This window comes from Paracoccus acridae (genome assembly GCF_014642735.1).
In the GTDB taxonomy this organism is placed as follows: Bacteria; Pseudomonadota; Alphaproteobacteria; order Rhodobacterales; family Rhodobacteraceae; genus Paracoccus; species Paracoccus acridae.
In genome coordinates, this window is the sequence record NZ_BMIV01000001.1 from 74,800 (window position 1) to 98,757 (window position 23,958).

28 protein-coding genes are annotated in these 23,958 nt (G+C 66.8%); 13 read left to right on the forward strand and 15 right to left on the reverse strand.

The features are described from left to right. Nucleotides 1–165: 165 nt before the first annotated feature. Entirely contained in the window at nt 166–831 is a 666-nt protein-coding gene (locus tag IEX25_RS00370; protein ID WP_188713579.1) for a DUF2268 domain-containing putative Zn-dependent protease, read from the forward strand. Here the strand turns inward: IEX25_RS00370 and IEX25_RS00375 are convergent. From IEX25_RS00375 to IEX25_RS00395, 5 genes are all read right to left on the reverse strand, one after another. Then, on the reverse strand, nt 820–1,485 hold the full coding sequence (locus IEX25_RS00375; protein WP_188713580.1) for a rhomboid family intramembrane serine protease: 666 nt from the start codon (nt 1,483–1,485) through the stop codon (nt 820–822). The two genes, IEX25_RS00370 and IEX25_RS00375, sit on opposite strands and share 12 nt — an antisense overlap. After that, on the reverse strand, nt 1,485–1,676 hold the full coding sequence (locus IEX25_RS00380) for a Trm112 family protein (protein ID WP_103173116.1): 192 nt from the start codon (nt 1,674–1,676) through the stop codon (nt 1,485–1,487). The genes IEX25_RS00375 and IEX25_RS00380 overlap by 1 nt, the downstream gene beginning before the upstream one ends. Beyond that, nucleotides 1,673–2,299: an LON peptidase substrate-binding domain-containing protein gene (locus IEX25_RS00385; RefSeq protein ID WP_103173117.1), complete on the reverse strand. Its 627-nt coding sequence runs from the start codon at nt 2,297–2,299 to the stop codon at nt 1,673–1,675. The genes IEX25_RS00380 and IEX25_RS00385 overlap by 4 nt, the downstream gene beginning before the upstream one ends. 4 nt (nt 2,300–2,303) lie before the next feature. Continuing rightward, on the reverse strand, nt 2,304–3,212 hold the full coding sequence (trxA, locus tag IEX25_RS00390; protein WP_188713969.1) for a thioredoxin: 909 nt from the start codon (nt 3,210–3,212) through the stop codon (nt 2,304–2,306). A 150-nt stretch (nt 3,213–3,362) separates the two neighbouring features. Further along, on the reverse strand, nt 3,363–4,148 hold the full coding sequence (locus IEX25_RS00395; protein ID WP_188713581.1) for an exodeoxyribonuclease III: 786 nt from the start codon (nt 4,146–4,148) through the stop codon (nt 3,363–3,365). A gap of 149 nt (nt 4,149–4,297) precedes the next feature. Between IEX25_RS00395 and IEX25_RS00400 the strand changes: the two genes are divergently transcribed. Continuing rightward, nucleotides 4,298–5,614, forward strand: a complete 1,317-nt coding sequence (locus tag IEX25_RS00400; protein ID WP_188713582.1) for an MFS transporter — start codon at nt 4,298–4,300, stop codon at nt 5,612–5,614. Between the two features lie 51 nt (nt 5,615–5,665). Further along, complete coding sequence (locus IEX25_RS00405; protein WP_188713583.1) at nt 5,666–6,640, forward strand: glutathione S-transferase family protein; 975 nt, start codon at nt 5,666–5,668, stop codon at nt 6,638–6,640. Between the two features lie 572 nt (nt 6,641–7,212). Here IEX25_RS00405 and IEX25_RS00410 read toward each other — a convergent pair. Further along, the gene (locus IEX25_RS00410; protein WP_103173122.1) at nt 7,213–7,899 is read right to left on the reverse strand and encodes a response regulator transcription factor; all 687 of its coding nucleotides are present in this window, start codon (nt 7,897–7,899) and stop codon (nt 7,213–7,215) included. A 136-nt stretch (nt 7,900–8,035) separates the two neighbouring features. Between IEX25_RS00410 and ribA the strand changes: the two genes are divergently transcribed. After that, on the forward strand, nt 8,036–9,094 hold the full coding sequence (gene ribA, locus IEX25_RS00415; protein ID WP_188713584.1) for a GTP cyclohydrolase II: 1,059 nt from the start codon (nt 8,036–8,038) through the stop codon (nt 9,092–9,094). Then, on the forward strand, nt 9,091–9,585 hold the full coding sequence (locus tag IEX25_RS00420; protein ID WP_188713585.1) for a L,D-transpeptidase family protein: 495 nt from the start codon (nt 9,091–9,093) through the stop codon (nt 9,583–9,585). Before ribA ends, IEX25_RS00420 begins: the two co-directional genes overlap by 4 nt. Here the strand turns inward: IEX25_RS00420 and IEX25_RS00425 are convergent. Further along, on the reverse strand, nt 9,582–10,661 hold the full coding sequence (locus IEX25_RS00425) for an alkane 1-monooxygenase (RefSeq protein WP_229664972.1): 1,080 nt from the start codon (nt 10,659–10,661) through the stop codon (nt 9,582–9,584). The two genes, IEX25_RS00420 and IEX25_RS00425, sit on opposite strands and share 4 nt — an antisense overlap. A gap of 70 nt (nt 10,662–10,731) precedes the next feature. Continuing rightward, the gene (locus tag IEX25_RS00430) at nt 10,732–11,757 is read right to left on the reverse strand and encodes an A/G-specific adenine glycosylase (RefSeq protein WP_370463817.1); all 1,026 of its coding nucleotides are present in this window, start codon (nt 11,755–11,757) and stop codon (nt 10,732–10,734) included. An 85-nt stretch (nt 11,758–11,842) separates the two neighbouring features. On the opposite strand from IEX25_RS00430, the gene IEX25_RS00435 reads away from it, so the two are divergent. From IEX25_RS00435 to mscL, 3 genes are all read left to right on the forward strand, one after another. Further along, nucleotides 11,843–12,394 (forward strand): DUF721 domain-containing protein, encoded by a 552-nt coding sequence (locus IEX25_RS00435; RefSeq protein WP_103173146.1) that lies wholly within the window; start codon nt 11,843–11,845, stop codon nt 12,392–12,394. Beyond that, nucleotides 12,388–13,008, forward strand: a complete 621-nt coding sequence (locus tag IEX25_RS00440; protein WP_188713587.1) for a DsbA family protein — start codon at nt 12,388–12,390, stop codon at nt 13,006–13,008. Before IEX25_RS00435 ends, IEX25_RS00440 begins: the two co-directional genes overlap by 7 nt. 120 nt (nt 13,009–13,128) lie before the next feature. After that, nucleotides 13,129–13,584, forward strand: coding sequence for a large conductance mechanosensitive channel protein MscL (mscL, locus tag IEX25_RS00445; RefSeq protein WP_103173127.1), 456 nt, complete (start codon nt 13,129–13,131; stop codon nt 13,582–13,584). Between the two features lie 19 nt (nt 13,585–13,603). Here the strand turns inward: mscL and ald are convergent, their stop codons facing one another. Beyond that, complete coding sequence (gene ald / locus IEX25_RS00450) at nt 13,604–14,722, reverse strand: alanine dehydrogenase (RefSeq protein WP_188713588.1); 1,119 nt, start codon at nt 14,720–14,722, stop codon at nt 13,604–13,606. 131 nt (nt 14,723–14,853) lie between these two features. Between ald and IEX25_RS00455 the strand changes: the two genes are divergently transcribed. After that, nucleotides 14,854–15,315 carry an Lrp/AsnC family transcriptional regulator gene (locus IEX25_RS00455; RefSeq protein ID WP_103173147.1) on the forward strand — a complete coding sequence of 154 codons (462 nt, stop codon included), beginning with the start codon at nt 14,854–14,856 and terminating at the stop codon, nt 15,313–15,315. Nucleotide 15,316: 1 nt separating this feature from the next. Further along, entirely contained in the window at nt 15,317–16,174 is an 858-nt protein-coding gene (locus IEX25_RS00460; protein WP_188713589.1) for an alpha/beta hydrolase, read from the forward strand. A gap of 4 nt (nt 16,175–16,178) precedes the next feature. Here IEX25_RS00460 and IEX25_RS00465 read toward each other — a convergent pair whose 3' ends face one another. Both IEX25_RS00465 and rpsU read right to left on the reverse strand, forming a co-directional pair. After that, the gene (locus IEX25_RS00465) at nt 16,179–16,790 is read right to left on the reverse strand and encodes a DUF8692 domain-containing protein (protein WP_188713590.1); all 612 of its coding nucleotides are present in this window, start codon (nt 16,788–16,790) and stop codon (nt 16,179–16,181) included. A gap of 268 nt (nt 16,791–17,058) precedes the next feature. Then, nucleotides 17,059–17,265, reverse strand: a complete 207-nt coding sequence (gene rpsU / locus IEX25_RS00470) for a 30S ribosomal protein S21 (RefSeq protein ID WP_103173489.1) — start codon at nt 17,263–17,265, stop codon at nt 17,059–17,061. A 93-nt stretch (nt 17,266–17,358) separates the two neighbouring features. Here rpsU and IEX25_RS00475 point away from each other — a divergent pair, with 93 nt between their 5' ends. Further along, complete coding sequence (locus IEX25_RS00475; protein WP_188713591.1) at nt 17,359–18,015, forward strand: COQ9 family protein; 657 nt, start codon at nt 17,359–17,361, stop codon at nt 18,013–18,015. Between the two features lie 14 nt (nt 18,016–18,029). Beyond that, nucleotides 18,030–19,025 carry an NAD(P)H-quinone oxidoreductase gene (locus IEX25_RS00480; RefSeq protein WP_188713592.1) on the forward strand — a complete coding sequence of 332 codons (996 nt, stop codon included), beginning with the start codon at nt 18,030–18,032 and terminating at the stop codon, nt 19,023–19,025. Nucleotides 19,026–19,260: 235 nt separating this feature from the next. Here the strand turns inward: IEX25_RS00480 and IEX25_RS00485 are convergent, their stop codons facing one another. Then, complete coding sequence (locus IEX25_RS00485) at nt 19,261–19,896, reverse strand: ribonuclease T2 family protein (RefSeq protein ID WP_188713593.1); 636 nt, start codon at nt 19,894–19,896, stop codon at nt 19,261–19,263. A gap of 183 nt (nt 19,897–20,079) precedes the next feature. Between IEX25_RS00485 and IEX25_RS00490 the strand changes: the two genes are divergently transcribed. After that, nucleotides 20,080–20,826 (forward strand): DUF1013 domain-containing protein, encoded by a 747-nt coding sequence (locus tag IEX25_RS00490; RefSeq protein ID WP_103173485.1) that lies wholly within the window; start codon nt 20,080–20,082, stop codon nt 20,824–20,826. Nucleotides 20,827–20,899: 73 nt separating this feature from the next. Here the strand turns inward: IEX25_RS00490 and IEX25_RS00495 are convergent, their stop codons facing one another. The 3 genes from IEX25_RS00495 to IEX25_RS00505 form a co-directional block, all read right to left on the reverse strand. Next, entirely contained in the window at nt 20,900–21,157 is a 258-nt protein-coding gene (locus tag IEX25_RS00495) for a GlsB/YeaQ/YmgE family stress response membrane protein (RefSeq protein WP_103173484.1), read from the reverse strand. A 111-nt stretch (nt 21,158–21,268) separates the two neighbouring features. Further along, nucleotides 21,269–22,741 carry an NAD-dependent succinate-semialdehyde dehydrogenase gene (locus tag IEX25_RS00500; RefSeq protein WP_188713594.1) on the reverse strand — a complete coding sequence of 491 codons (1,473 nt, stop codon included), beginning with the start codon at nt 22,739–22,741 and terminating at the stop codon, nt 21,269–21,271. Nucleotides 22,742–22,957: 216 nt separating this feature from the next. Further along, the gene (locus IEX25_RS00505) at nt 22,958–23,947 is read right to left on the reverse strand and encodes a P1 family peptidase (protein WP_188713595.1); all 990 of its coding nucleotides are present in this window, start codon (nt 23,945–23,947) and stop codon (nt 22,958–22,960) included. Between the last annotated feature and the right edge of the window lie 11 nt (nt 23,948–23,958).

Sequence of the window (23,958 nt, forward strand, 5' to 3'; positions counted from 1 at the left end):
CGCCAAGAGTGTCGGGGCGCCCTTGCCGCAGCAAGCCCAAACAGACAGGCGGCGCGGGCCGCCGGTGCTGCGGGTCCATTCGCTGGGCATGGCCCCGCCTGTTCCGCATGTGGCCTGCCGCCTCAGTCTCTGGATTGCGGCAGCGGCAGGCGGTATATCCATCCCATGACCCTCTGGACACTCCATTTCCTGAACGCGCGGCACGATCTGACGCGGATCCTGTCCGAAGCCCGGCAGGCCAGCCGCGAGGCGGTGGCGCGGGCCTCGGGCCATGCCGATCTGCCGGATTTCGACCTGGTCGTCCGTGCGCATCGGGACCGGTCCCCCGATGGCGCGGTCCAGGGCCATTGTCCCGCCCCCGGCATCATCGAGATCGCCGTGACCCCCGACCGCTTCGACCCTGTCCAGTTCAGCCGCGCCCTGATCCGCCAGATCGCGCATCTGCTCCGCCAGGAGGGGCCGGGCCATGGCCGGTCCCTGGGCGAGGTGCTGGTCAGCGAGGGATTGGCCGGGCATTTCGTGCTGCAGGTCATGGGCGGTCCGCCCGACGGCCTTGACACCGTACGGCCCGGGCAAGGGGCGATGCGGCAGGCGATGAACGAATGGGCGCGGCGCGATTACGATCATGGCCGCTGGTTCGGGGGCAAGGGCGATCTGCGCCGCGGCACCGGGCACGGTTTGGGCCACCGGATGATCGCCGAGCATCTGGCCCAGGCCGGCGGCGATACGGCCGCGTCCCTGGCGACCGCGCCGGCCGAGCCGTTCCGCCAGATCCTGCGCCGGATCGCGGCCGCCGAGGGTCAGGCCGAGGCGGAACCCTCAGAAGGCTGACGGACGAGGGCTGCGGCCCATGGCCATCCAGCCGCCCAGGGCCAGCCCGGCCAAGGCGCCGCCCAGATGCGCTTCCCAGGCGATCGACGGCATCAGCACGGTCAGCGCCACGTTCAGCACCACCATCACCGCCACCCCGCGCCACAACTGCCCCAAGGGGCGGCGGCGGCGCCAGCCGGTCACGGCGGCATAGCCCACAAGCGCGCCCGCCAGCCCGAAGATCGCGCCCGACGCGCCGATCATCGGCCCGCCATCCGGGGCCATCAGCGCAAACAGCAGCGCCGCCGCAACCTGGGTCACGGCATAGACCAGGGCCATGCGCTGCGGGCCGATCAGCCGGTTCAGTTCCCGCGCAAGCGCCACCAGCGACAGCATGTTCATGGCCAGGTGCAGCAGCCCGGCATGAAGAAAGCCATAGGTGACGAAGACCGACAGGACATGGCCGGGAAACACCCCGTGCCCCGCCCACAGGATCGGCGACCAGAAGCCGCCGAAGATCACCACGGCCTGCCGCACGACGGGATAGCCCAGCAGATCCGCAAGCATGGTCAGCGCCTGGATCCCGCAGCACAGCACGATCACGGCCTTGACCCACCAGGGCAGCCGGGGAGCCGACGATTCCAGAAAGCTGTGATGATCGGTCTGGGCCACCATCAATCAGCCTTGATCTGGCGGGCCTCGGACACCAGCATGATGGGGATTCCCGCGCGGATCGGGAAGGCCAGACCCGCCGTCCTGGACACCAGTTCCTGCCGCGCCGCGTCATAGGACAGGGTCGCGTGGGTCACCGGGCAGACAAGCGCCTCGAGCATGTGGCGGTCGAAGGGGGGCGGGGTCTGGCTCATTGCAGTCGTTCCTCGTTGTCGCCGCCATGAAGGGCGAATTCGATCAGCCCTTGCAGCAGTTCGCGCCGGTCGGCCAGGGAGGGGCTTTCCAGAAGCGCCTGCTTGTCGCCGGGCGAGAAGGGCAGGGCCATCGCCAGGGAATTGATCAGCGCCTCGTCCGGGGCCTCGGCGGCGGCATCCCAGTCGGTCGAAAGCTCGTGCGATTCCATGTAGCGGCGCAGCAGGGGAAACAGGGCGTCGCGATCCAGCGACGGATCCTCCTCGGACCCCTTCAGGTCGCGGCCGAAGGACGACCAGTCCACCTCGGCCATCAGATAGGGGGTGAAACCCTCCTGCACCTCGGTCAGGCGGAACCGCGACACCGCCAGAAGCGAGATCATCTGCCGCCCGTCGTCGGTTTCCGAAAAGGCCACCACCCGACCCGCGCAGCCGATCGCGGCAAGCCCCTCGCCTTCGGGCTGGATCAGGCCGATCAGGCGGTGATCGGTCTTCAACGCGTCGTCCAGCATCTGCAGATAGCGCGGTTCGAAGACATGCAGCGGGATCCGCGCGCGCGGCATCAGCACGGCCCCCGCCAGGGGGAACAGGGGGATGCGCGCGGGCAGGTCGAAGCGGAACCGCATCGGATCAGGCGAAGATCATGGACGACAGGCGGCGGCGGCCCTTTTGCACCAGCGGATCGTTGGGCTTGAGGCTGTCGAAGATGGTGAACAGCTGCGCCTTGGCCGCGCCTTCGTTCCAGTCGCGGTCACGGCGGAAGCTGTCCAGAAGGATGTCGATGGCGTCTTCCACCCGGCCTGCGGCGTGCAGGGCCTGAGCATATTCCAGCCGCGCCTGCTGGTCGTCGGGATCGGCATCGACGCGGGCTTGCAGGGCATCCAGCGGCCCGGCCTTGGCGGCCTGGCGGGCCAGGTGCAACTGGGCGCGCGCGGCCTCGACCGGGGCACTGGTCGCGGCAGGGGCGGGGATGGCGTCAAGGGCGGCCTGCGCGGCATCCGCGTCGCCCGCGGCCAGATGGGCGCGGACCAGGCCCGCCCAGGCATCGTTGCTGGAGGGATCTTCCTCGGCAATGGCGGCAAAGGTTTCGGCGGCGTCGGTGAAGGCGCCTTCGGCCAGCATCTGTTCGGCCGCGGCAAGCGCATCGGCCAGGCCGCCGTCATCGCCCGACAGCGCCGCCAGCTTGTCCACGAACTGCTTGATCTGGCTTTGCGGGATCGCGCCCTGGAAGGCATCGACCGGCTGGCCCTGGAAGAAGGCGTAAACCGTGGGGATCGATTGCACGCGCAGTTGCGCGGCGATCATCTGGTTCTCGTCCACGTTCACCTTGGCCATGCGGACGCGGCCCTTGTGGCGCGCGACCTCGGCCTCGAGCTGCGGGCCGAGCGTCTTGCAGGGGCCGCACCAGGGTGCCCAGAAATCGACGATCACCGGCACCTGCATCGAGGCCTGCACGACCTCGGCCATGAAGTTCGCCTCGGTCACGTCCTTGATGAAGTCGGTGGGTTTGGGGGCGTCGGTGGCGCCGTCAAAGAGCATGGTCATGGGATCCCCAAAGGTTCGGGTCAAACTGTTGGGCGCAATATGGGGGCTGGGGCGTCCAAGGGGAAGGGTTGTTTGGGGCGGCAAGGCTGGGGGACTTCACGTCCCCCAGACCCCCTGTGGGATATTTGCGCCAAAGTGAAGGGATCAGAGATCGAAGGAAGCCAGCACCGGCACATGGTCGCTGGGCTGTTCCCATCCCCGGCAGGGGCGCAGGATGCGGCTGGCATGGGCGGCGTTGGCGATGTCCTGGCTGGCCCAGATATGGTCCAGGCGGCGACCCTTGTCGGCGGTGTCCCAGTCCTTGGCACGATAGCTCCACCAGGAATAAAGCAGCCCGGACGGAATGTCCTGGCGCGTCACGTCCACCCACTTGCCCGCATCCTGCGCCGACAGCAGGTGATCGACCTCGACGGGGGTGTGGCTGATGATCTTCAGCATCTGCTTGTGCGACCAGACGTCTTCTTCCAGGGGCGCGATGTTCAGGTCGCCCACCAGGATCGACTTGCGGGGATTGTCGGCATGGAAGACATCGCGCATCTCGGCCACGAAATCCAGCTTCTGGCCGAACTTCTCGTTCACGGTGCGGTCGGGGATGTCGCCGCCCGCCGGCACATACATGTTGTGGATCGTCACGCCGTTTTCCAGCCGCGCCGCGACATGGCGGGCATGGCCCAGGCTGGCATAGTCGCGGTCGCCCGCATCCGTGATCGGCAGGCGCGACAGGATCGCCACGCCGTTATAGCCCTTCTGCCCGCGCGCGACGATATGGTGGTAGCCAAGCGCCCGGAACTGGTCCAGGGGGATCTTGTCCACCGGCGACTTGCATTCCTGAAGGCAGAGGATGTCCGGCGCTTCCTCGCGCAGGAAGCGGGCGACGAGGCCTTCGCGCAGGCGGACCGAGTTGATGTTCCAGGTGGCGACGGTGAACATGGGCAAGCTCCTTTGGCGGGGGGACCCTAGCCTCGGGGGCGGCCGGTGTCGAGTTGACGCAAGGGCAGGAAAATGCCGCGCCTGTTCTGTCACGGCTTGGTGATCGGGGCAACTGCCGCTAAGCAATGCCATCGGCAATGGGGGACAGGATGCGATTGACGGTGGACGAGGCTTTGGCGCGCGGCGGGGCCGGGCGATTCCAGTGGCGGCTTCTGGGCATCTTCGGGCTGGTCTGGGCAGCCGACGCGATGCAGGTGATCGCGGTGGGCTTTGCGGCACCATCCGTCGCCGCCACCTTCGGACTGGACCGCATCACCGCCTTCCAGATCGGCACGGTGTTCTTTGCGGGCATGTTCCTGGGCGCCTTCGCCTTTGGGCGCATCGCCGACCGCATCGGGCGGCGCAACATCCTGGTGCTGACGGTGGGCATGGACGCGATCTTCGGGCTGGCGTCGGTCTTTGCGCAGGATTTCACGCTGCTTCTGGTGCTGCGCTTCCTGACGGGCGTTGCCGTGGGGGGCACGCTGCCGGTGGATTACGCGATGATGGCGGAGTTCCTGCCGCCCCGGAACCGGGGCCGCTGGCTGGTCTGGCTGGAAGGATTCTGGGCCCTGGGCACCATCGTCGTGGCCCTGACCGCCTGGATCGCGGTGGCGCAGGGGGCGGTGGCGCCCTGGCGCTGGATCTTCGCGGTGGCCGCGATCCCGGCGCTGATCGGGATCTTTCTTCGCATGTGGGTGCCGGAATCGCCCATGTACCTGATCCGCAAGGGGGATGCCGCCGGGGCCAAGGCGGTGATCGACCGGGTGCTGGTCACGAACGGGATGCAGGCGCTGCCGCGCGATGCGGAACTGGTTCCCGCGCCGGTGCCGACGGGGGCCGAGGCCTCGATCTTTTCGGATCTGCTGCGGGCGCGGACCATCGGCGTGCTGGCGGTGTGGTTCCTGGTGTCGCTGTCCTATTACGGCGTCTTCGTCTGGGTGCCGGGCCAGCTTGCGACCGAGGGCTTCGGCTTCGTGCGCGGATACGAATTCCTGGTGGTGCTGGCCCTGGCGCAGGTGCCGGGCTATGCGCTTGCCGCCTGGGGGGTCGAGGCCGTGGGGCGCCGCGCCACGCTGCTGGGGTTCCTGCTGCTCAGCGCCGCCGGTTGCGCACTGTTCACGGTGGCGACCGGCACCGCGATGGTTGCCACCGCGCTGATCCTGATGAGCTTTGCGTTGCTGGGCACCTGGGGGGCGCTTTACGCCTTCACGCCCGAGCTTTACCCCACCCACCTGCGCGGAACCGGCATGGGCACCGCCAGCGCCATGGCGCGGCTGGGCGGGATCCTGGCGCCCAGCCTGCTGGCCTTTGTCTTCGCCAAGGGCTTCGGCTTCGCCATCGGTGTCTTCGCGGCCTTGCTGCTGCTGGGCGCGGTTGCGCTGCTGCTGGTCAAGGCGGAAACCCGCGACCAGGCCATCGCCTGAAACCCGACGCCCCCGCCGCCCGTTGGCCCGTGATTCACCGGAGGATGAAACATGGGCCAACTGGTCAACGGCGTCTGGAAGGACGAATGGTACGACACGGGATCAAGCGGCGGCGAATTCGTTCGCGACACGTCCAAGCACCGCAACTGGGTGACGCCCGACGGCAGCCCCGGTCCGACCGGCGAGGGCGGCTTCAAGGCGGAAAGCGGGCGATACCATCTCTATGTCTCCTATGCCTGTCCCTGGGCGCATCGGACGCTGATCTTCCGGGCGCTGAAGGGGCTGGAGGATCACATCGACGTGTCGGCCGTGCATCCCGACATGCTGTGGAACGGCTGGGAATTCCGCACCGATTTCGACGGCGCGACCGGCGACCTGCTGTTCGGAGAGCCGTATCTCTACAAGCTTTACCTCCGCGCCGATCCCCAGGCTTCGGGGCGGGTGACGGTGCCGGTCCTGTGGGACCGCGACACCGACCGGATCGTGTCGAACGAAAGCGCCGACATCATCCGCATGTTCAATTCCGCCTTCGACACCATCACCGGCAACAGCGACGACTACTGGCCCGAGGACCTGCGCGATCAGATCGAGCATCTGAACGACCGCATCTATGACACGGTCAACAACGGCGTCTACAAGGCCGGTTTCGCCACCAGCCAGGAGGCTTATGACAAGGCCGTCCACCCCCTGTTCGACAGCCTCGACTGGATCGAGGGGATCCTGGCCCAGCACCGCTATCTTGCAGGCGACCGGCTGACCGAGGCCGACTGGCGCCTGTTCACCACCATCGCCCGCTTCGACGCGGTCTATCACACGCATTTCAAGTGCAACCGCCGCCGGATCGTCGATTACCCGAACCTGTGGGGATGGGCGCGCGATCTGTATCAGATGCCCGGCTTGGCCGAGACGGTGCGGCCCGACCACTTCATGCGCCATTACTATTTCAGCCACGACATGGTGAATCCGCATCGCATCATCCCCATCGGCCCCGATGCGGACTGGACCGCGCCGCATGGGCGGGGATGACAAGACGAAGCCCCGGCGCGGGAAGGCACCGGGGCATCAGAGGGAGGGAGAGAGTGTGACCGCATCCGCCGGCCACTGGGCTTCGGGGGATGAACGCAAAGCCGTGCCGGAGGTTCCAGGGTGTTGTTCCCACCTGCAACCCCGGTGCGCGGCTGGCATCGTCAGGCGGCGGAAACCCTTGGCAGGGACCTGTCAACCGTCAGATGCCGGGCGCAGTCATCCACGAACTTCGGAACCGCAATGGAAAACAGGGATAGATGCTGGCCCAGCAGATCGGGTTGGGATGATGAAGGATGAGACCAGCAAGGATCGGGAGAGGGGCTGACCGACCTGGTGCAGACGATTGCGCGCCGCCTTGCCCCGAAGGCCGCGAAAAAACACATCGCCAATGATCTTTCCAGTCAGGGCATTGCAGGCACAGGATGGTCAGGAAGGCCCTGATCCGGCGCCTGTCTGTCCCTGATGGCTGCATTCACGGGAACCCCTGCGCATGGATCCGGGTCGCAAGGCGCTTGCCGGACATGCAAAGGGCCCGGCATCATGCCAGGCCCTGCAAGGTCGGTCTTGTCCGGTCAGGCTACCAGCCGATAGCCCCCCGACTCCGTCACCAGCAGCCGCGCATTGCTGGGATCGGGTTCGATCTTCTGGCGCAAACGATAGATGTGAGTTTCCAACGTGTGCGTCGTCACGCCCGCATTGTATCCCCAGACCTCGTGCAGCAGCACGTCGCGGGCCACCACCCCGTCCTGGGCGCGATACAGGAACTTGAGGATGTTGGTTTCCTTCTCGGTCAGGCGGATCTTGCGGTCCTTGCCGTCGATCAGCATCTTCATCGCCGGCTTGAAGGTGTATGGTCCAAGCTGGAAGATCGCGTCCTCGGACTGTTCATGCGTGCGCAGTTGCGCGCGCAGGCGGGCCAGCAGGACCGGGAACTTGAACGGCTTGGTGATATAGTCGTTCGCGCCCGCGTCCAGGCCCAGGATCGTGTCGGCATCGGTGTCGTGGCCGGTCAGCATCACGATGGGGCATTTCACGTTTAGCTTGCGCAGCTTCTTGCACAATTCGCGCCCGTCGGTGTCGGGCAGGCCCACGTCCAGGATCACCAGATCGAAGATCGCGCCCTTGGCCGCGTCCACGGCGCCCGCGCCGGTGCCGGCCTCGGTCACGTCGAATTCGTCGGTGGCGGTCAGTTGTTCGGCCAGGGCCTCGCGCAGGTCTTCCTCGTCATCGACAAGCAGGATCTTTTTCAGTCCGGGCATGTTGCCTCCTCAATCTCATTGCGCGAGTAGGTGGGCGAGGCTTGCCCGACCGTCCAGCATCATGTCGGAAATCTCACATGGAGTTGTCGGCCGGGGCCTTTATGTTTCAGATTGTTTCAAATTCGCAGGATCGCCGATGAGCCTGATCCCCACCCTGGCCGAAACCGTGTCGCGCGCGCGCAGCGACCTGCGCATGGGGCTGCCGGTGATGATCGGCCCCTGCCTGGTCGCGGCGGTGGAAACCCTGGCGCCCCCGCGGCTGGAGGCGATCCGCGCACTTGGCCGCCCCGTGCTGGCGCTGACCGAACGGCGGGCCGAGACGCTGAAGGCGCGGGCCTATGACGACGGGCTGGCGCGGGTGATCGTGCCCGACAGCGCCGATCATGCCTGGCTGCGGGCGCTTGCCGATCCCTCGGGCGATCTGATGACGCCGATGAAGGGGCCGCTGTTCACGGAACGCGAAGGCGATGCCACCCCGCATCTGGCAGGGCTTGCGCTGGCGAAGTCCGCGCAGCTTCTGCCCGCCGTGCTGGTGGTTCCGTCGGAACCCCTGCCGGGCCTGACGCAGATCGCCCCCGGCCCCTTGCTGGCGCGGCTGGCGCACGAAGCCGCCCTGGCCCCGGTCGCCGCCGCCAATCTGCCGCTGCTGGCGGCGGAACGGTCGCGGCTGCATATCTTCCGCCCCGACGACGGCGGGGCCGAGCATTACGCCATCGAGATCGGCGATCCGCCCCGCGACGCCCCGGTGCTGGCGCGGCTGCATTCGGCCTGCTTCACCGGCGACGTGCTGGGCAGCCTGAAATGCGACTGCGGCCCGCAACTGCACGCCGCCCTGACGGCGATGGGGCAGGCGAGGCAGGGGGTGCTGCTGTATCTGAACCAGGAGGGCCGGGGGATCGGGCTTGCCAACAAGATGCGCGCCTATGCGTTGCAGAACCAGGGCTTCGACACGGTGCAGGCCAATCACCGGCTTGGGTTCGAGGATGACGAGCGCGATTTCCGCATTGGCGCGGCCCTGCTGCGGCGGATGGGGTTCACGCAAGCCCGGCTGATGACCAACAACCCGCGCAAGGTGGCGATGATGGAAAGCCACGGCATCGCGGTGACGGAACGCGTGCCGCTGGTCGTGGGCCGCAACCGCTTCAACGAGGCTTATCTGGACACCAAGGCCGAAAAGTCGGGGCATCTGCTGTGAGGCCCGACGATCTGGTCCTGACGCCGCAAGGGGTGCGCTTTCGCGGGCGGGTCTTTCCGTGCAGCATCGGCAAGCGCGGCGTCACCCGCGACAAGCGCGAGGGCGACAAGGCCACGCCTGCCGGGATGATGCGGATCACCGGGCTTTGGTATCGTCCCGACCGGCTGGCGCGGCCCGCCCCCTGGGCGCGACCCATCGGGCCGGGCGACCTGTGGTGCGACGCGCCGGACCATCCGGGTTACAACCACCATGCCCGCGCACCTTTGAAAGCCAGCCATGAAAAGCTGCGCCGGGCCGATCCGCTTTACGATCTGATCCTGACGACCGACTGGAACTGGCCGGATGCCGTGCCGGGCCGGGGCTCGGCGATCTTCCTGCATCAATGGCGAAGGCCGGGATACGGGACCGAGGGCTGCATCGCCTTTGCGCGTCCGCACCTGGTCTGGATCGCGCGCCATGCGCGGCCCGGCACGCGGGTGATCGTGCCCTAAAGGGCGTTCCTGGGCATCGGCAGATCGCCCCGGTTATAGGGGCCCCAGTCCGTCACCTCGGGATAGAACTGCCTGCGCCAGGCGCGGACGCGCGGGTTCATGCGCCGCCGCCACCAGGGCGGGACCATCGCCACGAAGGTCATCGCCGGATAGCCCAGGGGCAGTTGCGGCGCCTCGTCCTGCCCATAGGTTTGCAGCAGGGGAAAGCGCCGGTCCGGCTTGTAGTGGTGGTCCGAATGGCGCTGCAGGTTGATCAGCAGCCAGTTCGACACCCTGTGGCTGGCGTTCCAGCTGTGGCGCGGCAGGATATGTTCATACCGCCCCTCGCCCAGATGCTTGCGCGTCAGGCCATAGTGTTCGACATAATTCGTCAGTTCCAGCTGCCAGATCGCCACGAAGGCCTGGAAGACGAACAGTCCCAGCCCCTGCAGACCGCCCAGGGCCAGGGCTAGCAGGACCATCCCCCCTTGCAGCATCCCATAGCGCCAGAACGGATTGCGCCGGTCCCAGGGGCTGCGCCCGGCACGGGCCAGCAACCGCCGTTCGGCCCGCCATGCGCTGCGCGGACCCTGCAGGAGAACGCGCCAGAAAAAGCGATAGAACCCTTCGTTATAGCGCGCCGATACCGCATCGCGGGGGGTCGAGACCCAGGCGTGATGGACCAGCAGATGCTCGGTCCGGAAATGGGAATACAGGGTCGAGGCGAGCAGCAGATCGCCCATCCAGCGTTCCACCGCCGTCTTCTGGTGCAGAAGCTCGTGCGCATAGACCATGCCGATGGTGCCGGACAGAACGCCGATGCCGAAGAACAGGCCCAGCTTTTCCGGCGCCGTCAGATGGCCCGCACGGGTCGCATACCAGATGCAGCCGAAGATCGCGGCGAATTGCAGCGGGAACCAGATCACCGTGATCGCCCGATGCCAGAAAAGCCGCGCGATGTCCGTCCGGGGGTCGGGATTGGCGCCACTTTTGCCCAGCACGCCGTCCAGGGCGGTGGTCAGATACCAGGCATAGGCGGGCAGCAGCATGAACCAGAACCCGCCCCAGGCCGCCGCCACCCCGACCAGCGGCAGCATGACCACGGACATCCAGAAAGGCGCGGCGGGCGGCAATCTGCCTGGGGTTGAATCGCTCATGCCCGCGATCTTATGCGGCGATCTCGGCCCGCGCCATATCCCAGACCTTGCGCATCAGGCCCGGCAGCGCCTCTCGGTCGATATGCCGCAGGGGCACCAGATGGCCGCGCGCGGGCGGCCCGTCCAGATCGCCCAGCATCACCTGCAGGGACAGGTTGAAATGGGTGAAGACATGGCGGACATGGCCGATTTCCCGCCACTGCGCCCCGCCCGGCGGCGGCAGGTCGCGCCCGTCCCAAAGGGCCGAAGGGAAGGCCAGCGTGCCGCCCAAAAGTCCCTTGGCCGGGCGTTCCTCGAACAGCACCGCGTCGCCTTGGCGGGCGACCCAGGCGATGCCGGTCCGGTCGGGCTTGGCGGCTTTCGGCGCCTTGCGGGGCAGGCTGGCGGCGATGCCCTGGGCGCGGGCGTCGCAGTCGTGGATCAGCGGGCAGATGCCGCAGGCGGGACTGCGGGGCGTGCAGATGGTCGCGCCCAGGTCCATCATCGCCTGCGCGTAATCGCCGGGTCGCGAGCGTGGGGTCAGCGTTTCCGCAAGCGCCACCAGTTCGGGCTTGGCGCCGGGCAGGGGCGTTTCCACCGCGAACAGCCGCGCCACGACGCGTTCGACGTTTCCATCCACCACGGTTTCCGGCGCGTCATGGGCAATCGCCGCGATCGCGGCGGAGGTATAGGCCCCGATCCCCGGCAGCGCCTGCAACCCCTCTCGCGTCTCTGGGAACCCGCCCGCTGCCGCCACCGCGCGGGCGCAGGCCAGCAGGTTGCGGGCGCGGGCGTAATAGCCAAGTCCCGCCCATTCGGCCATGACCTGCGCGTCGGGCGCGGCCGCCAGATCCTGCACGGTCGGCCACAGCGTCGTGAAGCGTTCGAAATAGGCCTTCACCGCCGCCACCGTGGTCTGCTGCAGCATCACCTCGGACAGCCAGACGCGATACGGGTCGGCCTTGCCGCCGCCCGGGGGCATGCGCCAGGGCAGGACACGCGCATGGCGGTCGTACCAGTCCAGCAGTCGCGGGGCGATCACCTTGGTGTCACGCAATTATCAGTCCCTCGTTTCCGTTGCCCGGCTTTCATCCGGGAAAGCGTCTGATAAGGATATGGGGGTGATAGCCCGGCAGGCAAAGATGGCACGACCGCCCGACCACAATCCGAAACACATGGCCCGCCGCAGGCGCGGCTTCCAGCAGGCCGCGATCCTGCTGGCCGACCGGGTCCAGAAGGCGGCCGAGGGGCGGGGCTTCGCCATGGCGCGTCTTCTGACCCACTGGCCCGAAATCGCCGGACCCCAGCTTGCGGCCATGACCCGGCCCGTGCGCATCAGCCATGCGCGCACCGGATTCGGCGCGACGCTGACCCTGCTGACGACCGGTCCGACCGCGCCGCTGGTCGAAATGCAGCTGCCGCAACTGCGCGAACGGGTAAACGCCTGCTATGGCTATAACGCCGTGCAGCGCATCGTGCTGACCCAGACGGCGGCCAGCGGATTTGCCGAAGGGCAGGCGGTCTTTGCCGCCGCGCCCCCCAAGGCCGCGCCGCCCGATCCGCAGATCCGCGAACAGGCCGACCTGATCGCCCGCCAGTTCCAGGATCCCACGCTGGCCGAGGCGATGGCCCTGCTGGCTGTGAACATCGCAACCAAACGACACCGGAACCACCGAAAGGATTTTCCATGCTGATCCGTTCTGCCGCCGCCGCCCTGGCGCTTGCCTTTGCCGCCCCCGCCGCCATGGCGCAGGACGCCCCTGCCGCACAGGCCGAAACGCTGCCGGACATCGCCCTGGGGGCCCAGGACGCGCCGCTGACCATCGTCGAATACGCCAGCTTCACCTGCGGCCATTGCGCCAATTTCCACCAGGAAAACTGGCCGAAGCTGAAGGCCGAATATGTCGATACCGGCAAGGTGAAATTCATCCAGCGCGACGTCTATTTCGACCAGCCAGGCCTGTGGGCGGGCGTCCTGGCCCGCTGCGGCGGGGACGACAAGTACTATGCCGTGTCCGACATGCTGTTCGACGAACAACAGGAATGGCTGGCCGGCGGCACTGGCGAGGAGATCGCGGCCAACCTGCGCAAGATCGGCCTCAAGGCCGGCATGACCGAGGAACAGATGACCGCCTGCTGGGAAGACACCGCCAAGGCCGAACAGTTGATTGCGACCTTCCAGCAGAACGCCAGCGCCGACGAGATCGAGGCGACGCCGACCTTCATCATCGGCGGCGAGAAGGTCCAGAACCAGCCCTGGGACGGCATCAAGGGCGTCATCGACGCCAAGCTGGCCGAAACCAACTGAGCCGCGAATTGGCCCGCCTGCGACCGGGCGGGCCGTTTCATCCGCGGAATTGCTTTTTGATTGTCGGGACAGCATGATCTGCAGGCGTCAGGATGGCGCGTGGCTTACAGGAAAGCTGTCATGATCAGAGAGTTCAGGGAATTCATCGCCCGCGGCAATGTCATCGACCTTGCCGTCGGGATCATCATAGGCGCGGCCTTCACGGCGATCGTGAATTCCCTTGTGGCCGACCTTATAAACCCGATCCTTGGTCTGCTGACCGGCGGGGTGGATTTCACCAACAAATATTTCGTCCTGTCAGGCAATGTCCCCGAAGGCGCAAGCCTTGCCGCCGCCCGCGATTCGGGTGCGGCAGTCTTTGCCTATGGCGCCTTCGCCATGGCGGTGCTGAACTTCCTGATCATCGCCTGGGCGGTCTTTCTGCTGGTCAAGGCGGTGAACCGGCTGCAACGCATGGCGGTAAGGCCCAAGGAGGAAGTCGCGGCCGGCCCCACGCAAGAAGAATTGCTGGCCCAGATCCGCGACCTGCTGGCGGATCGGACCGCTTGGGCCGACCGTCCCGCGCCGCGGATCTGACCCAAGCGCCGCGCCGGCTTCAGCTTGCCAGCACCTGGTCGGGCGTGATCGCCTCCAGCCCCAATGCCTCGCCCACCGGGGGCGAGGTCAAGTGCCCCTGATGCGTCGACAGGCCCGCGCGCAGGTGGGGATCCTCCAGCACCGCCTGGCGCCAACCCTTGTCGGCAAGCGCCAGCGTGAAGGGCAGCGTCGCGTTTCCCAGCGCCTGGGTCGAGGTCCGCGCCACGGCGCCGGGCATGTTCGCCACGCAGTAATGCACGATCCCGTCCACCTCATAGATGGGGTCCTGGTGGGTCGTCGGGCGCGAGGTCTCGAAGCAGCCGCCCTGGTCGATGGCCACATCCACCAGAACCGCACCGGGCTGCATCGTGCCCAACTGGTCGCGCGACACCAGCTTGGGCGCGGCAGCGCCGGGGATCAGCACCGCGCCGATCACCATGTCAGCCCTGCGGATCAGGTCGGCCGTGGCGGCCGCGTTCGAATATTGCGTCGTCAGCCGCCCCATGAAGATGTCGTCGAGGTATGACAGCCGCGCCACCGAACGGTCCGTGACCGTCACATTGGCTCCCATGCCCACGGCCACCCGTGCCGCCGCCGTGCCGACCACGCCGCCGCCGATGATCACGACATTCGCGGGCCGGACGCCCGGCACCCCCCCCAGCAGCACCCCGCGTCCGCCATTGGCCTTTTGCAGCGCCCATGCGCCCATCTGCGGGGCCAGCCGTCCCGCGACCTCGGACATCGGCGCCAGCAGGGGCAGCCCGCCGCGCGCATCCGTCACGGTTTCATAGGCGATGGCCGTCACGCCCGAGGCCAGCAGGTCGCGGGTCTGGTCGGGGTCGGGCGCCAGGTGCAGATAGGTGAACAGCACCTGCCCGTCGCGCAGCATCGCGCGTTCGGCGGCCTGCGGTTCCTTGACCTTCACGATCATGTCCGCCGCATCGAAGACGGATTTCGCATCCGGCGCGATGCTGGCACCCGCGGCCGCATAGTCGTCGTCCGTGAAGCCCGCGCCAAGACCCGCGCCGCTTTCCACGATGACCCCGTGGCCGCGGGACACGGCCTCGGTCGCGGCGGCGGGGGTCAGGCCCACGCGGAATTCCTGCGGCTTGATTTCCCTTGGACAGCCGATCTTCATGTCATCCTCCCCTTGTTTTGGGCCAGTGTGGCACCGGCCTGTCGCAAGGTGCTGCGAAGGTTTGGCCGGATGATCCCGGTCAGACGCAGAAACAGGTGGAAATCGGCGCGGCGGTCGAAGAATATCCCGTCATGTCCGATCTTGATGCAATAGACCGCCGGATCCTGGCCCTTCTTCAGAAAGAGGGTCGAATCAGCAATGCCGAACTGGCGCTGCGGGTGCATCTGTCGCCATCCGCCTGCCACCGCCGCGTCCAGCGGCTTGAGGAGACGGGCGTGATCCACGGCTATGTCGCGCTGCTGGATGCGCGAAAGCTGCGCCGCCAGACCACGGTTTTCGTCGAGATCACCCTGTCCGGCCAGGCGGACGAGGTGCTGGAGGCGTTCGAAAAGGGCGTGCGCGCGATCCCGGACGTGCTGGAATGCCATCTGATGGCGGGGACCGCCGATTACCTGCTGAAGATCGTGGTCGAGGATACCGACGATTTCGCCCGCATCCACCGCCAGCATCTGGCCCGTCTGCCGGGCGTGGCGCAGATGCATTCGTCCTTCGCGCTGCGGACGGTATTCCGCACGACCGCGATCCCGGTGTGACATGATCCTGGCCCGCCGCCACCTGCTGTCCCTGATGGCCGCCACCGCGGCCTTGCCGTCCCTGGCCCAGGCCCCGCAAGACCCGGTGGACGAGATCATCCATCCCCGCGCCAGCCATTTCCCCTTCGGCCCACCGGACGCGCAATGGCGGATCCATGTGGGCCTTCCCGATGCGCCGCCCCCGCCCCAGGGATATTCGGCGATCCTGTCGCTGGACGGCCGCAAGACCTTTCCGCAATTCTGGCAGCATCGAGAGGCCAGGGCTGCAAAGGCGCCGGTGATCCTGTTCGCCATCGGATACGAAGGCGCCATCCGCCGCTGGCGCGACCTGACCTCGCGTTCGATGAAGCCGGTCCAGCCGATCCTGTTCTATCGCGCGGCCCCTGCCGACCGCCTGACCGGCGGAAGAGAGGCGTTCCTGTCCATGATCGCCGATCAACTGCTGCCCGAACTGGCCCGCCGCTATCCGCTGAACCGGAAGGACATGACCATCTATGGCCATTCGCTGGGCGGGCTGTTCGTCCTGCACGCGCTGTTCACCCGTCCGCATCTGTTCGCCCGCTATGTCGCCGCCGATCCTTCCGTCTGGTGGAACGCGGGCGAATCGCAGCGAGAGGCGCAGGCTTTCGCGGGCGGTGTCGCGGCAGCGGGCGGGATCGTCGATCCGGCGATCCCCGTGATGATCGCGCAGGCGGGACGGGCACGCCAGGGTCATCCCCACGATCCGACATCACTGATTCGCATCTTGTCGCAGATCCGGGGGATCGAGACCCTGTATCGCCCCTATCCCCAAGAAAATCACGGTTCGCTGATGGCGCCATCGACGATGGACGCCCTGGACCTGCATCTGCGGAAGTAGCGGCTCAGGCGGGTGCCGCTTGGGCTTGCAAGGACAGGCCGGCCGCATGGCCGACCGCCAGCGACAGGAACACCATCTCGCCGCCGTCCTCGAGAATGCCGGCAATTCCGCCGAGTATTGAATAGGCCGGAGTATAGACATGCAGGAAATCGATCGCGCCGGCGCAGAATGCAGCGCCCCCGAGGAAAAGGAACAGCGGAACGGTTAGGCGTCTGATGATGAAGGGGGCCTTGATCCAGCCATAGACCAGCGTTCCGGCAACTGCAATCCCTTCGGCTGCGATGAAGATCAGCTCTCCAGCCCCCGGCGGGAGGTCCAGGCCAGGAGCAATCGCCGCGACCAAGGTCGAAGCAAAGCGTTCGTGCAGTTGGAGGCTGTCGTCCAGCAAGGCAACAACGGAAAAGATGGCAAACCCCAGGAAAATGACCTGCCTGTGCCTGTTCAGCAGCAGCGCTGATAGACCCGCAAGAGCAAGCCATTTGATATAATTCAGTATCTCGCCCAAGGCCCAGTCGCGGTCGATGCGCAGGATCTCGGGGAAGGTGGCAATTGATCCCTGCAGGAACAGCAAGCCGAGACCTGAATGAAGCAGGATCAGGACGGCATCGGCGATCAAGAACCCCATCAGGATCGGAACGTGAAACCTTGTCCCCGTGTGGCGAGGGATGGCGGCCAATCGGGATATGCCTCGGTTGGGAAAACCGTTTCCTGAACTCATGACACTCATACACCACAGAAGATCACAAAAACGTCACACACGTTGATCGTTGAGGCAACTTCGTTTTGGTCGTGGATGGGCCAAACGCAAACCCCCGCGGCTTTCACCACGGGGGTTTGTCATGAAACGCTGTCGCGTCGTCTTGCAGTGCGCCTGGGCGCGACCCTTAAAGGGCGCCTTCGCGCTGGGCCTTTTTCCGGGCCAGCTTGCGGGCGCGGCGCACGGCCTCGGCCTGCTCACGGGCTTTCTTGACGGACGGTTTCTCGAAATGCTGCCGAAGCTTCATTTCGCGGAACACGCCCTCGCGCTGAAGTTTCTTCTTCAGGGCACGAAGCGCCTGTTCGACGTTGTTGTCGCGAACGTTGACCTGCATGTGGTTGTCACCACCTTCCTAGGTTAGAGTTGCAAAGATTGCAGGATGCGCCCCCCTATCAAAGCCGGGCGCCCTTGTCCAGAGAGGCCGCCCATGACCCGAACCGACCGCGACGCCCTTCTTGACGCCGCCCTGGCGCATGTCCCCTTCGAGGGGATGAACGACCGCGCCCTGATGGCGGGCGCCCGCGACCTGAACATGTCGCCCGACCTGGCGCGTGTGCATTTCCCGCAAGGCGGCGCGGGCCTTGCCGCCGCCTATCACCGCCGGGCGGATGCGATGCTGCGCGACAGCCTGTCGCAAACCCCGCCGGGCGGGCGTTTCCGCGACCGCGTGGCCGAGGCGATCTGGCGCCGCCTGATGCTGGTCGATGCGGAACTGGTGCGAGCGGGGGCCGCCACCTTGTCCTTGCCGCAGAATGCCGCGCTGGCGGCCCGGCTGGTCTGGGAAACGGCGGATGTGATCTGGACCGGGCTTGGTGACGCGTCGCGCGACGTGAACTGGTATTCGAAACGCGCCACCCTGTCGGCGGTCATCAGCGCCACGGTGCTGTTCTGGCTGGGGGACGATTCACCCGACCATGCGGAAACCCGCGGCTTCATCGACCGCCGCATCGACGGGGTCATGCGGTTCGAATCGGCGAAATCGACCTTGCGCAAGCTGCCGGGTGCGGAAACGTTGGCGCGGATGGCCTTTGGCTGGATCCGCGCGCCCGGACCGCGCGACCTGCCCGGCCGCATCCGTCCCTGACGCAAGGAGTAGGAATGTTTCCCGATGCCATGAACGCGGTCGAGATCGCCGCGCCCGGTAATGCCGATGCGCTGCGGCTGACCAGCCGCCCGGTTCCGGTGCCGCGCCACGACCAGATCCTGATCCGCGTGGCCTATGCGGGCGTGAACAGGCCCGACGTGCTTCAACGCCAGGGCAGCTATGCCCCCCCGCCCGACGCCTCCGACCTGCCGGGGCTGGAAGCCTCGGGCGAGATCGTGGGCATGGGCGCGGGCGTCACCCGCTGGAAAAAGGGAGAGCAGGTCTGCGCGCTGTTGCCGGGGGGCGGTTACGCGGAATATGTGGCCTGCCATGCCGATCACGCGTTGCGCATCCCCTATGGCCTGGGCCTGCGCGAAGGGGCCTGCCTGCCGGAAACCGCCTTCACCATCTGGTCGAATGTCGTCACGCGCGGCGGGCTGACGGGGGGCGAACGCTTCCTGGTCCATGGCGGCAGTTCCGGCATCGGCATGATGGCGATCCAGATCGCCCGCGCCTTGGGCGCCCGCGTCTTCGCCACCGCCGGCAGCGACGAGAAATGCGCGGCCATCGCTGCCCTGGGCGCTCATCCGATCAATTACCGGACCGAGGATTTCACCAAGGTCATGGCGGCCGAGGACGGGGCGGACCTGATCCTCGACATGGTGGGGGGCAGCTATATCCCCAGGAACATCAAGGCCCTGGCCCTCGAGGGGCGTCTGGTGATGATCGCCTTCCTGGAGGGGCCCAAGGTGGAACTGAACTTCGCGCAGATCATGGCCAAGCGCCTGACCGTCACCGGATCGACGCTGCGCCCGCAATCGGACGCCGCCAAGGCCGAGATCGCCGAAGCCCTGCGCAAGCGGTTGTGGCCGCTGATATCGGCGGGAACGGTCAAGGTCAGGATCGACAGCGAATTCGACCTGAAGGACGCGGCCGAGGCGCATCGGCGGATGGAAAGCAGCCAGCATATCGGCAAGATCGTCCTGAAAGTGGCGGGCGATGGTGCCTGAGGCGCGGGCAGAAGCCTCCGGCGGGGATATTTGAAGCACAGAAGATGGAACAGGCAAACAGGCCTTGCGGGCACCCGTCCTCAAGGCCTGTGGCATCTCCTGTGGCGGTCATCGGCGTCCCCGCCTGTATCGCACGACCACTTAACGCGGCAGATCTTAAGAAACGCTGAACACGCGCCATCTCTTGTGCAAAAATATCCCGGGGGAGTCCGAAGGACGGGGGCAGCGCCCCCTTTTACCGCACCCTTTCCATCAGCACCCGTGCCCGGGAACAGTTGCGCCGCACGTCTGGCGCGCAATCCCGCGGCGTCAGGTCGCGGGTCAGGCAGATGCGGACTTCCTGCAGTGCCTCGGCCTTGCAGGTGACGGTGACACCTGCAGGGGTCAGGTCGGGATTGGCCTCGATGAAGGCCTCCTCGACAACCACGGGCGGCAGGGTGATGTCACGGGGCAGGCCGTCGAACGGCCGGGGGATTTCCACGCTTTCGGCGGCCTGCCGCAGGGTCGAAAGGTATTCCGCCGCCGACAGGCCCGAACAGCGGCCATGTTTTCGCCATTGGTAAAGGGCCAGCCCCGGCGCCATCAGGTCGCCGATGGCCTGCACCTCTCGCCGCGACGGGTCGCGCTCCGGTGTGTCGCAATATTCCGGCCATCCCCGTTCATATTGGGGCCAAAGCCCATGGACCGTGAAGTCCAGGCCGCTGCCCTTGTCGCATTCCCGGGCCCCCTGTTCATCGCCCGTGGCCCGGCACCAGCCCGGCTGCCAACTGAGCGCCAGGACATAGTAATCGAAATCGCCCGCCACCCCATCGGCGGGGGCGGGGACCGGCCACAGGGCCAGCAGAAGCGGGATCAGGAATGCGGCCTTCATGGCGACACCATGCCCTGCACGGCGACTGGCGTCCATCTGACAACGCGAATCCTCTTTTCCCCGCGCGCCGGAATCGCTATATGACCCGACAATTCCCCCCGAAAACGAGGAATGGCACCCGCCAAAAGCCGTTTTTCCGGCCTGAAGCCTGCTGTTCGGGGCAGACACACGAAGGAGATGGACATGAGCAAGCCTTTGATGGCCAAGGCGACCGCCGTCTGGCTGGTGGACAATACCACGCTGAGCTTCAAGCAGATCGGCGATTTCTGCGGATTGCACGAACTGGAAGTGCAGGGCATCGCCGACGGCGACGTGGCGGCAGGCGTCAAGGGCTATGACCCGGTCGCCTCGCACCAGCTTGACCCCGAGGAAATCCGCAAGGGCGAGGCCAGCCCCACCTACAAGCTGCGCCTGAAGCACAACCCCGCCGCCGAAGGCGAGGAAAAGCGCCGCGGGCCGCGTTATACGCCGCTGTCCAAGCGCCAGGACCGGCCGAACGCGATCCTGTGGCTGGTGAAGTTCCATCCCGAACTGCCGGACGCGGCCATTGCCAAGTTGGTGGGGACGACGAAGCCCACGATCGCTTCGATCCGCGAACGGACCCACTGGAACATCCAGAACATGCAGCCGATCGACCCGGTCGCCCTGGGCCTGTGCCGCCAGACCGAACTGGACGCCGCCGTCCAGAAGGCCGCCAAGAAGGCCGCCGCCACCGGCGAGGTGATGAGCGACGACGAACGCCGCAAGCTGGTCAGCACCGAGACCTCGCTCTCGATGAGCGACGAGCCGCGCCTGCCCTCCTCGATCGCGGGGCTTGAGAATTTCTCGCTAACGCGGGACGAGGACAAGGCGCCCGAGCGCGATCTGGACGCCGACAGCTTCTTCAACCTGCCTGACGCGGATGAGGACGAGGACGACGAGGGCCGCTGATCCTTGCCGGTGACGACCATGAAAAAGGGCCGGTGCGTCGATGCGCACCGGCCCTTTTCCGTTCAGGGGGTAATCAGGTCCGGCCGCGCACCAGGCGGACCAGCCAGATCAGGATGCAGGCGCCGATCACGGCGACGACCAACTGCCCCAAAACACTGCCTTCGGCGCTGGAGCCGAGGATCAGGTCGAAGATGAAGTTACCGATCAGGGCACCGATGATGCCGACGACGATGTTCATCAGCAGGCCCATGTTCGACTTCATGATCTTCTCGGCGATCCAGCCTGCGATGGCACCCAGGATGATTGCGAGAAGCCAGCCGATACCTTCCATGACGTGTTCCCTTTCATGTTGGCGACGTGACCCGCAAAGGCCGGGTCTTGCGGGATCAATGCGCCAGGGCCGCGCCGCGTTCCCGCAAGGGTCGGAGATTGTTGCGGTTTGTCACAGCGACAGGCAGATGTATTTCAGCTCCAGATAGTCCTCGATGCCATGGCGGCTGCCTTCGCGACCCAGTCCCGACTGCTTGACGCCCCCGAAGGGCGCCACCTCGGTCGAGATGATGCCGGTGTTCACGCCGACGATGCCGTATTCCAGGGCTTCCTGGACGCGAGTGATGCGGCCGATGTCGCGGGCATAGAAATAGGACGCCAGCCCGAAGATCGTGTCGTTGGCTTTCTGGACGACCTCCTCCTCGGTCTCGAACCGGAACAGGGGGGCGAGGGGGCCGAAGGTTTCCTCGGTCGCGACCTTCATGCGGTCGGTGACGCCGGTGACGACAGTGGGCTTGAAGAACAGCCCCTCCATCCGTTCGCCCCCGGTGACGACCTGGCCGCCGCCGTCCAGCACGTCGCGGATATGTTCCTCGACCTTTTCCACGGCGTCCTCGTTGATCAGGGGGCCGGTGGTCACGCCGTCCTCCAGCCCGTCGCCCACGCGCAGCTTGTCCACCGCCGCCGCAAGCTTCTGCGCGAAGGCGTCATAGACGCCCGCCTGGACATAGATGCGGTTGGCGCAAACGCAGGTCTGGCCGTTGTTGCGGAACTTCGATGCCATCGCGCCTTCCACCGCCGCGTCCAGGTCGGCATCGTCGAAGACGATGAAGGGCGCGTTGCCGCCCAGTTCCATGCTGCATTTCATGACCTGGTCGGCGGCCTGGCGCAGCAGGATCCGTCCCACCTCGGTCGAGCCGGTGAAGGTCAGCTTGCGCACCAGCGGGTTCTCGCAGAACTCCTTGCCGATATCGGAGGACCGCGACGAGGTCACCACCGACAGGATCCCCTTGGGCAGGCCCGCGCGTTCGCCCAGCACCGCCATGGCAAGGGCGGACAGCGGGGTTTCCGCCGCCGGGCGGGCGACGAAGCCGCAGCCCACGGCCAAGGCCGGCGCGACCTTGCGGGCGATCATCGCGTTGGGGAAGTTCCAGGGCGTGATGCTGCCCACCACGCCGATCGGCTGGCGCAGCACGGTCAGGCGCTTGTCGGGCATGTGGCCGGGGATGGTTTCGCCATAAACGCGCTTGGCTTCCTCGCCGAACCATTCGATGAAGCTGGCGCCATAGGCGATCTCGCCCTTGGCCTCGGGGAAGGGCTTGCCCATCTCGGCGGTCAGGATGCGGGCGAGGTCGTCCTGGTTCTGCATCATCAGGTCGAACCACTTGCGCATCACGCCCGCGCGGTCCTTGGCGGTGCGCGCGGCCCAGCCCTTCATCGCCTCGGCCGCCGCCTCGATGGCGCGGGCGGCGTCCTGGCGGTCCATGTCGGCCACCTTGGCAATGACATCGCCGCGGGCGGGGTTGATGACGTCGAAGGTGGCGCCGTCCCGCGCATCGACCCATTCGCCCGCGACAAAGGCGCGGGTTTCCAGCAGCGACGGATCGCGCAGCAGGGTCTTCAGGTCGGTTGAATGTTTGGTCATGGCTGGCTCCGTATCGGTTGCCCAAGATCAGCACGTAGGCATGGTGATGTCAAAGCAGGGGCGGCGCAACGCGTGGCATCAAAAAAAAATCGCGCCAAGGGCGAAACCCGTGAACCATTTGCGCCCGGCCGCGTTGGAACGGTATCGCTAAGCCTTCCCTCTTGGCGACCCTCTCTCTGATCTGGGACGGTGCGCCGGTCGCGCACCGTCCCTTTCTCATGCCCGAAGACTGCTCCAGCAGGGTTGCAGGTCGCCCGGCGCAGGGCTTGCGGCATGCACGCCCCGCGCAATCGCCCGCGACAGGCATGTGGCCGCGGCATGTCCCAGCAGGAAGGGATCGGCAACGGGATCGGCCAAGGGCCTGGCACCGGTCGAGACGGCAAAGACCAGATCCCCGTCGAAAGGGGTATGGCTGGGCACAAGCGCGCGGGCCATGCCGTCATGGGCGGCAATCGCCAGCCGCTGCAGCCCCGCCTTGTCCAGAGCCGCGTCGGTGGCGACGATGGCGATCGTGGTCGCCTCGCCCAGGCGTTTCACCGGCGCAGGTTCATCCGTGGCGGGAAATGCCGGCGGCAGGCCAAGGCCGCCATATTCGCCGTCCAGTTCCCAGGGCGCGGCCCAGAAGTTTCGCGTGCCCCCCACCGTCGCCTGCCCAAGCGCATTGACCACCACAAGCGCGCCCACCGTCACCCCATTCGACAGCCGGGCCGAGGCGGATCCCAGCCCGCCCTTCAGGTTGCCCGTGCTGGCCCCGGTTCCCGCCCCCGCCGTGCCGATGGCGAAATCCGCCGCCGCCTTGGCAAGGGCTTCCCGGCCAAGCGCCGGATAGGGATTCTCGGCCCAGTCCTTGTCGCCGCCATTCAGCAGGTCGAAGACGATCGCCCCCGGCACGATGGGTACCCGTGCCGGACCGACGGCAAAGCCCCGCCCCGCAGCAGCCAGGCCCGCCATCACTCCGTCGCAGGCGGCAAGCCCGAAGGCCGACCCGCCCGACAGCACAAGCGCATCGACCTGGGACACCAGCTTGTCCGGCGCCAGCAGGTCGGTTTCGCGCGTGCCGGGCGCGCCGCCCATCACATGGACCGCCGCCGCGAAGGGCATATCGGCGGTCAGCACGGTGACGCCCGATTTCAGGCGCGGATCGGCGGCATTGCCGACGCGCAGGCCGGGAATGTCGGTGACAAGGTTGCGCGGGGCAGGGGTCATGGCGGTCCTTT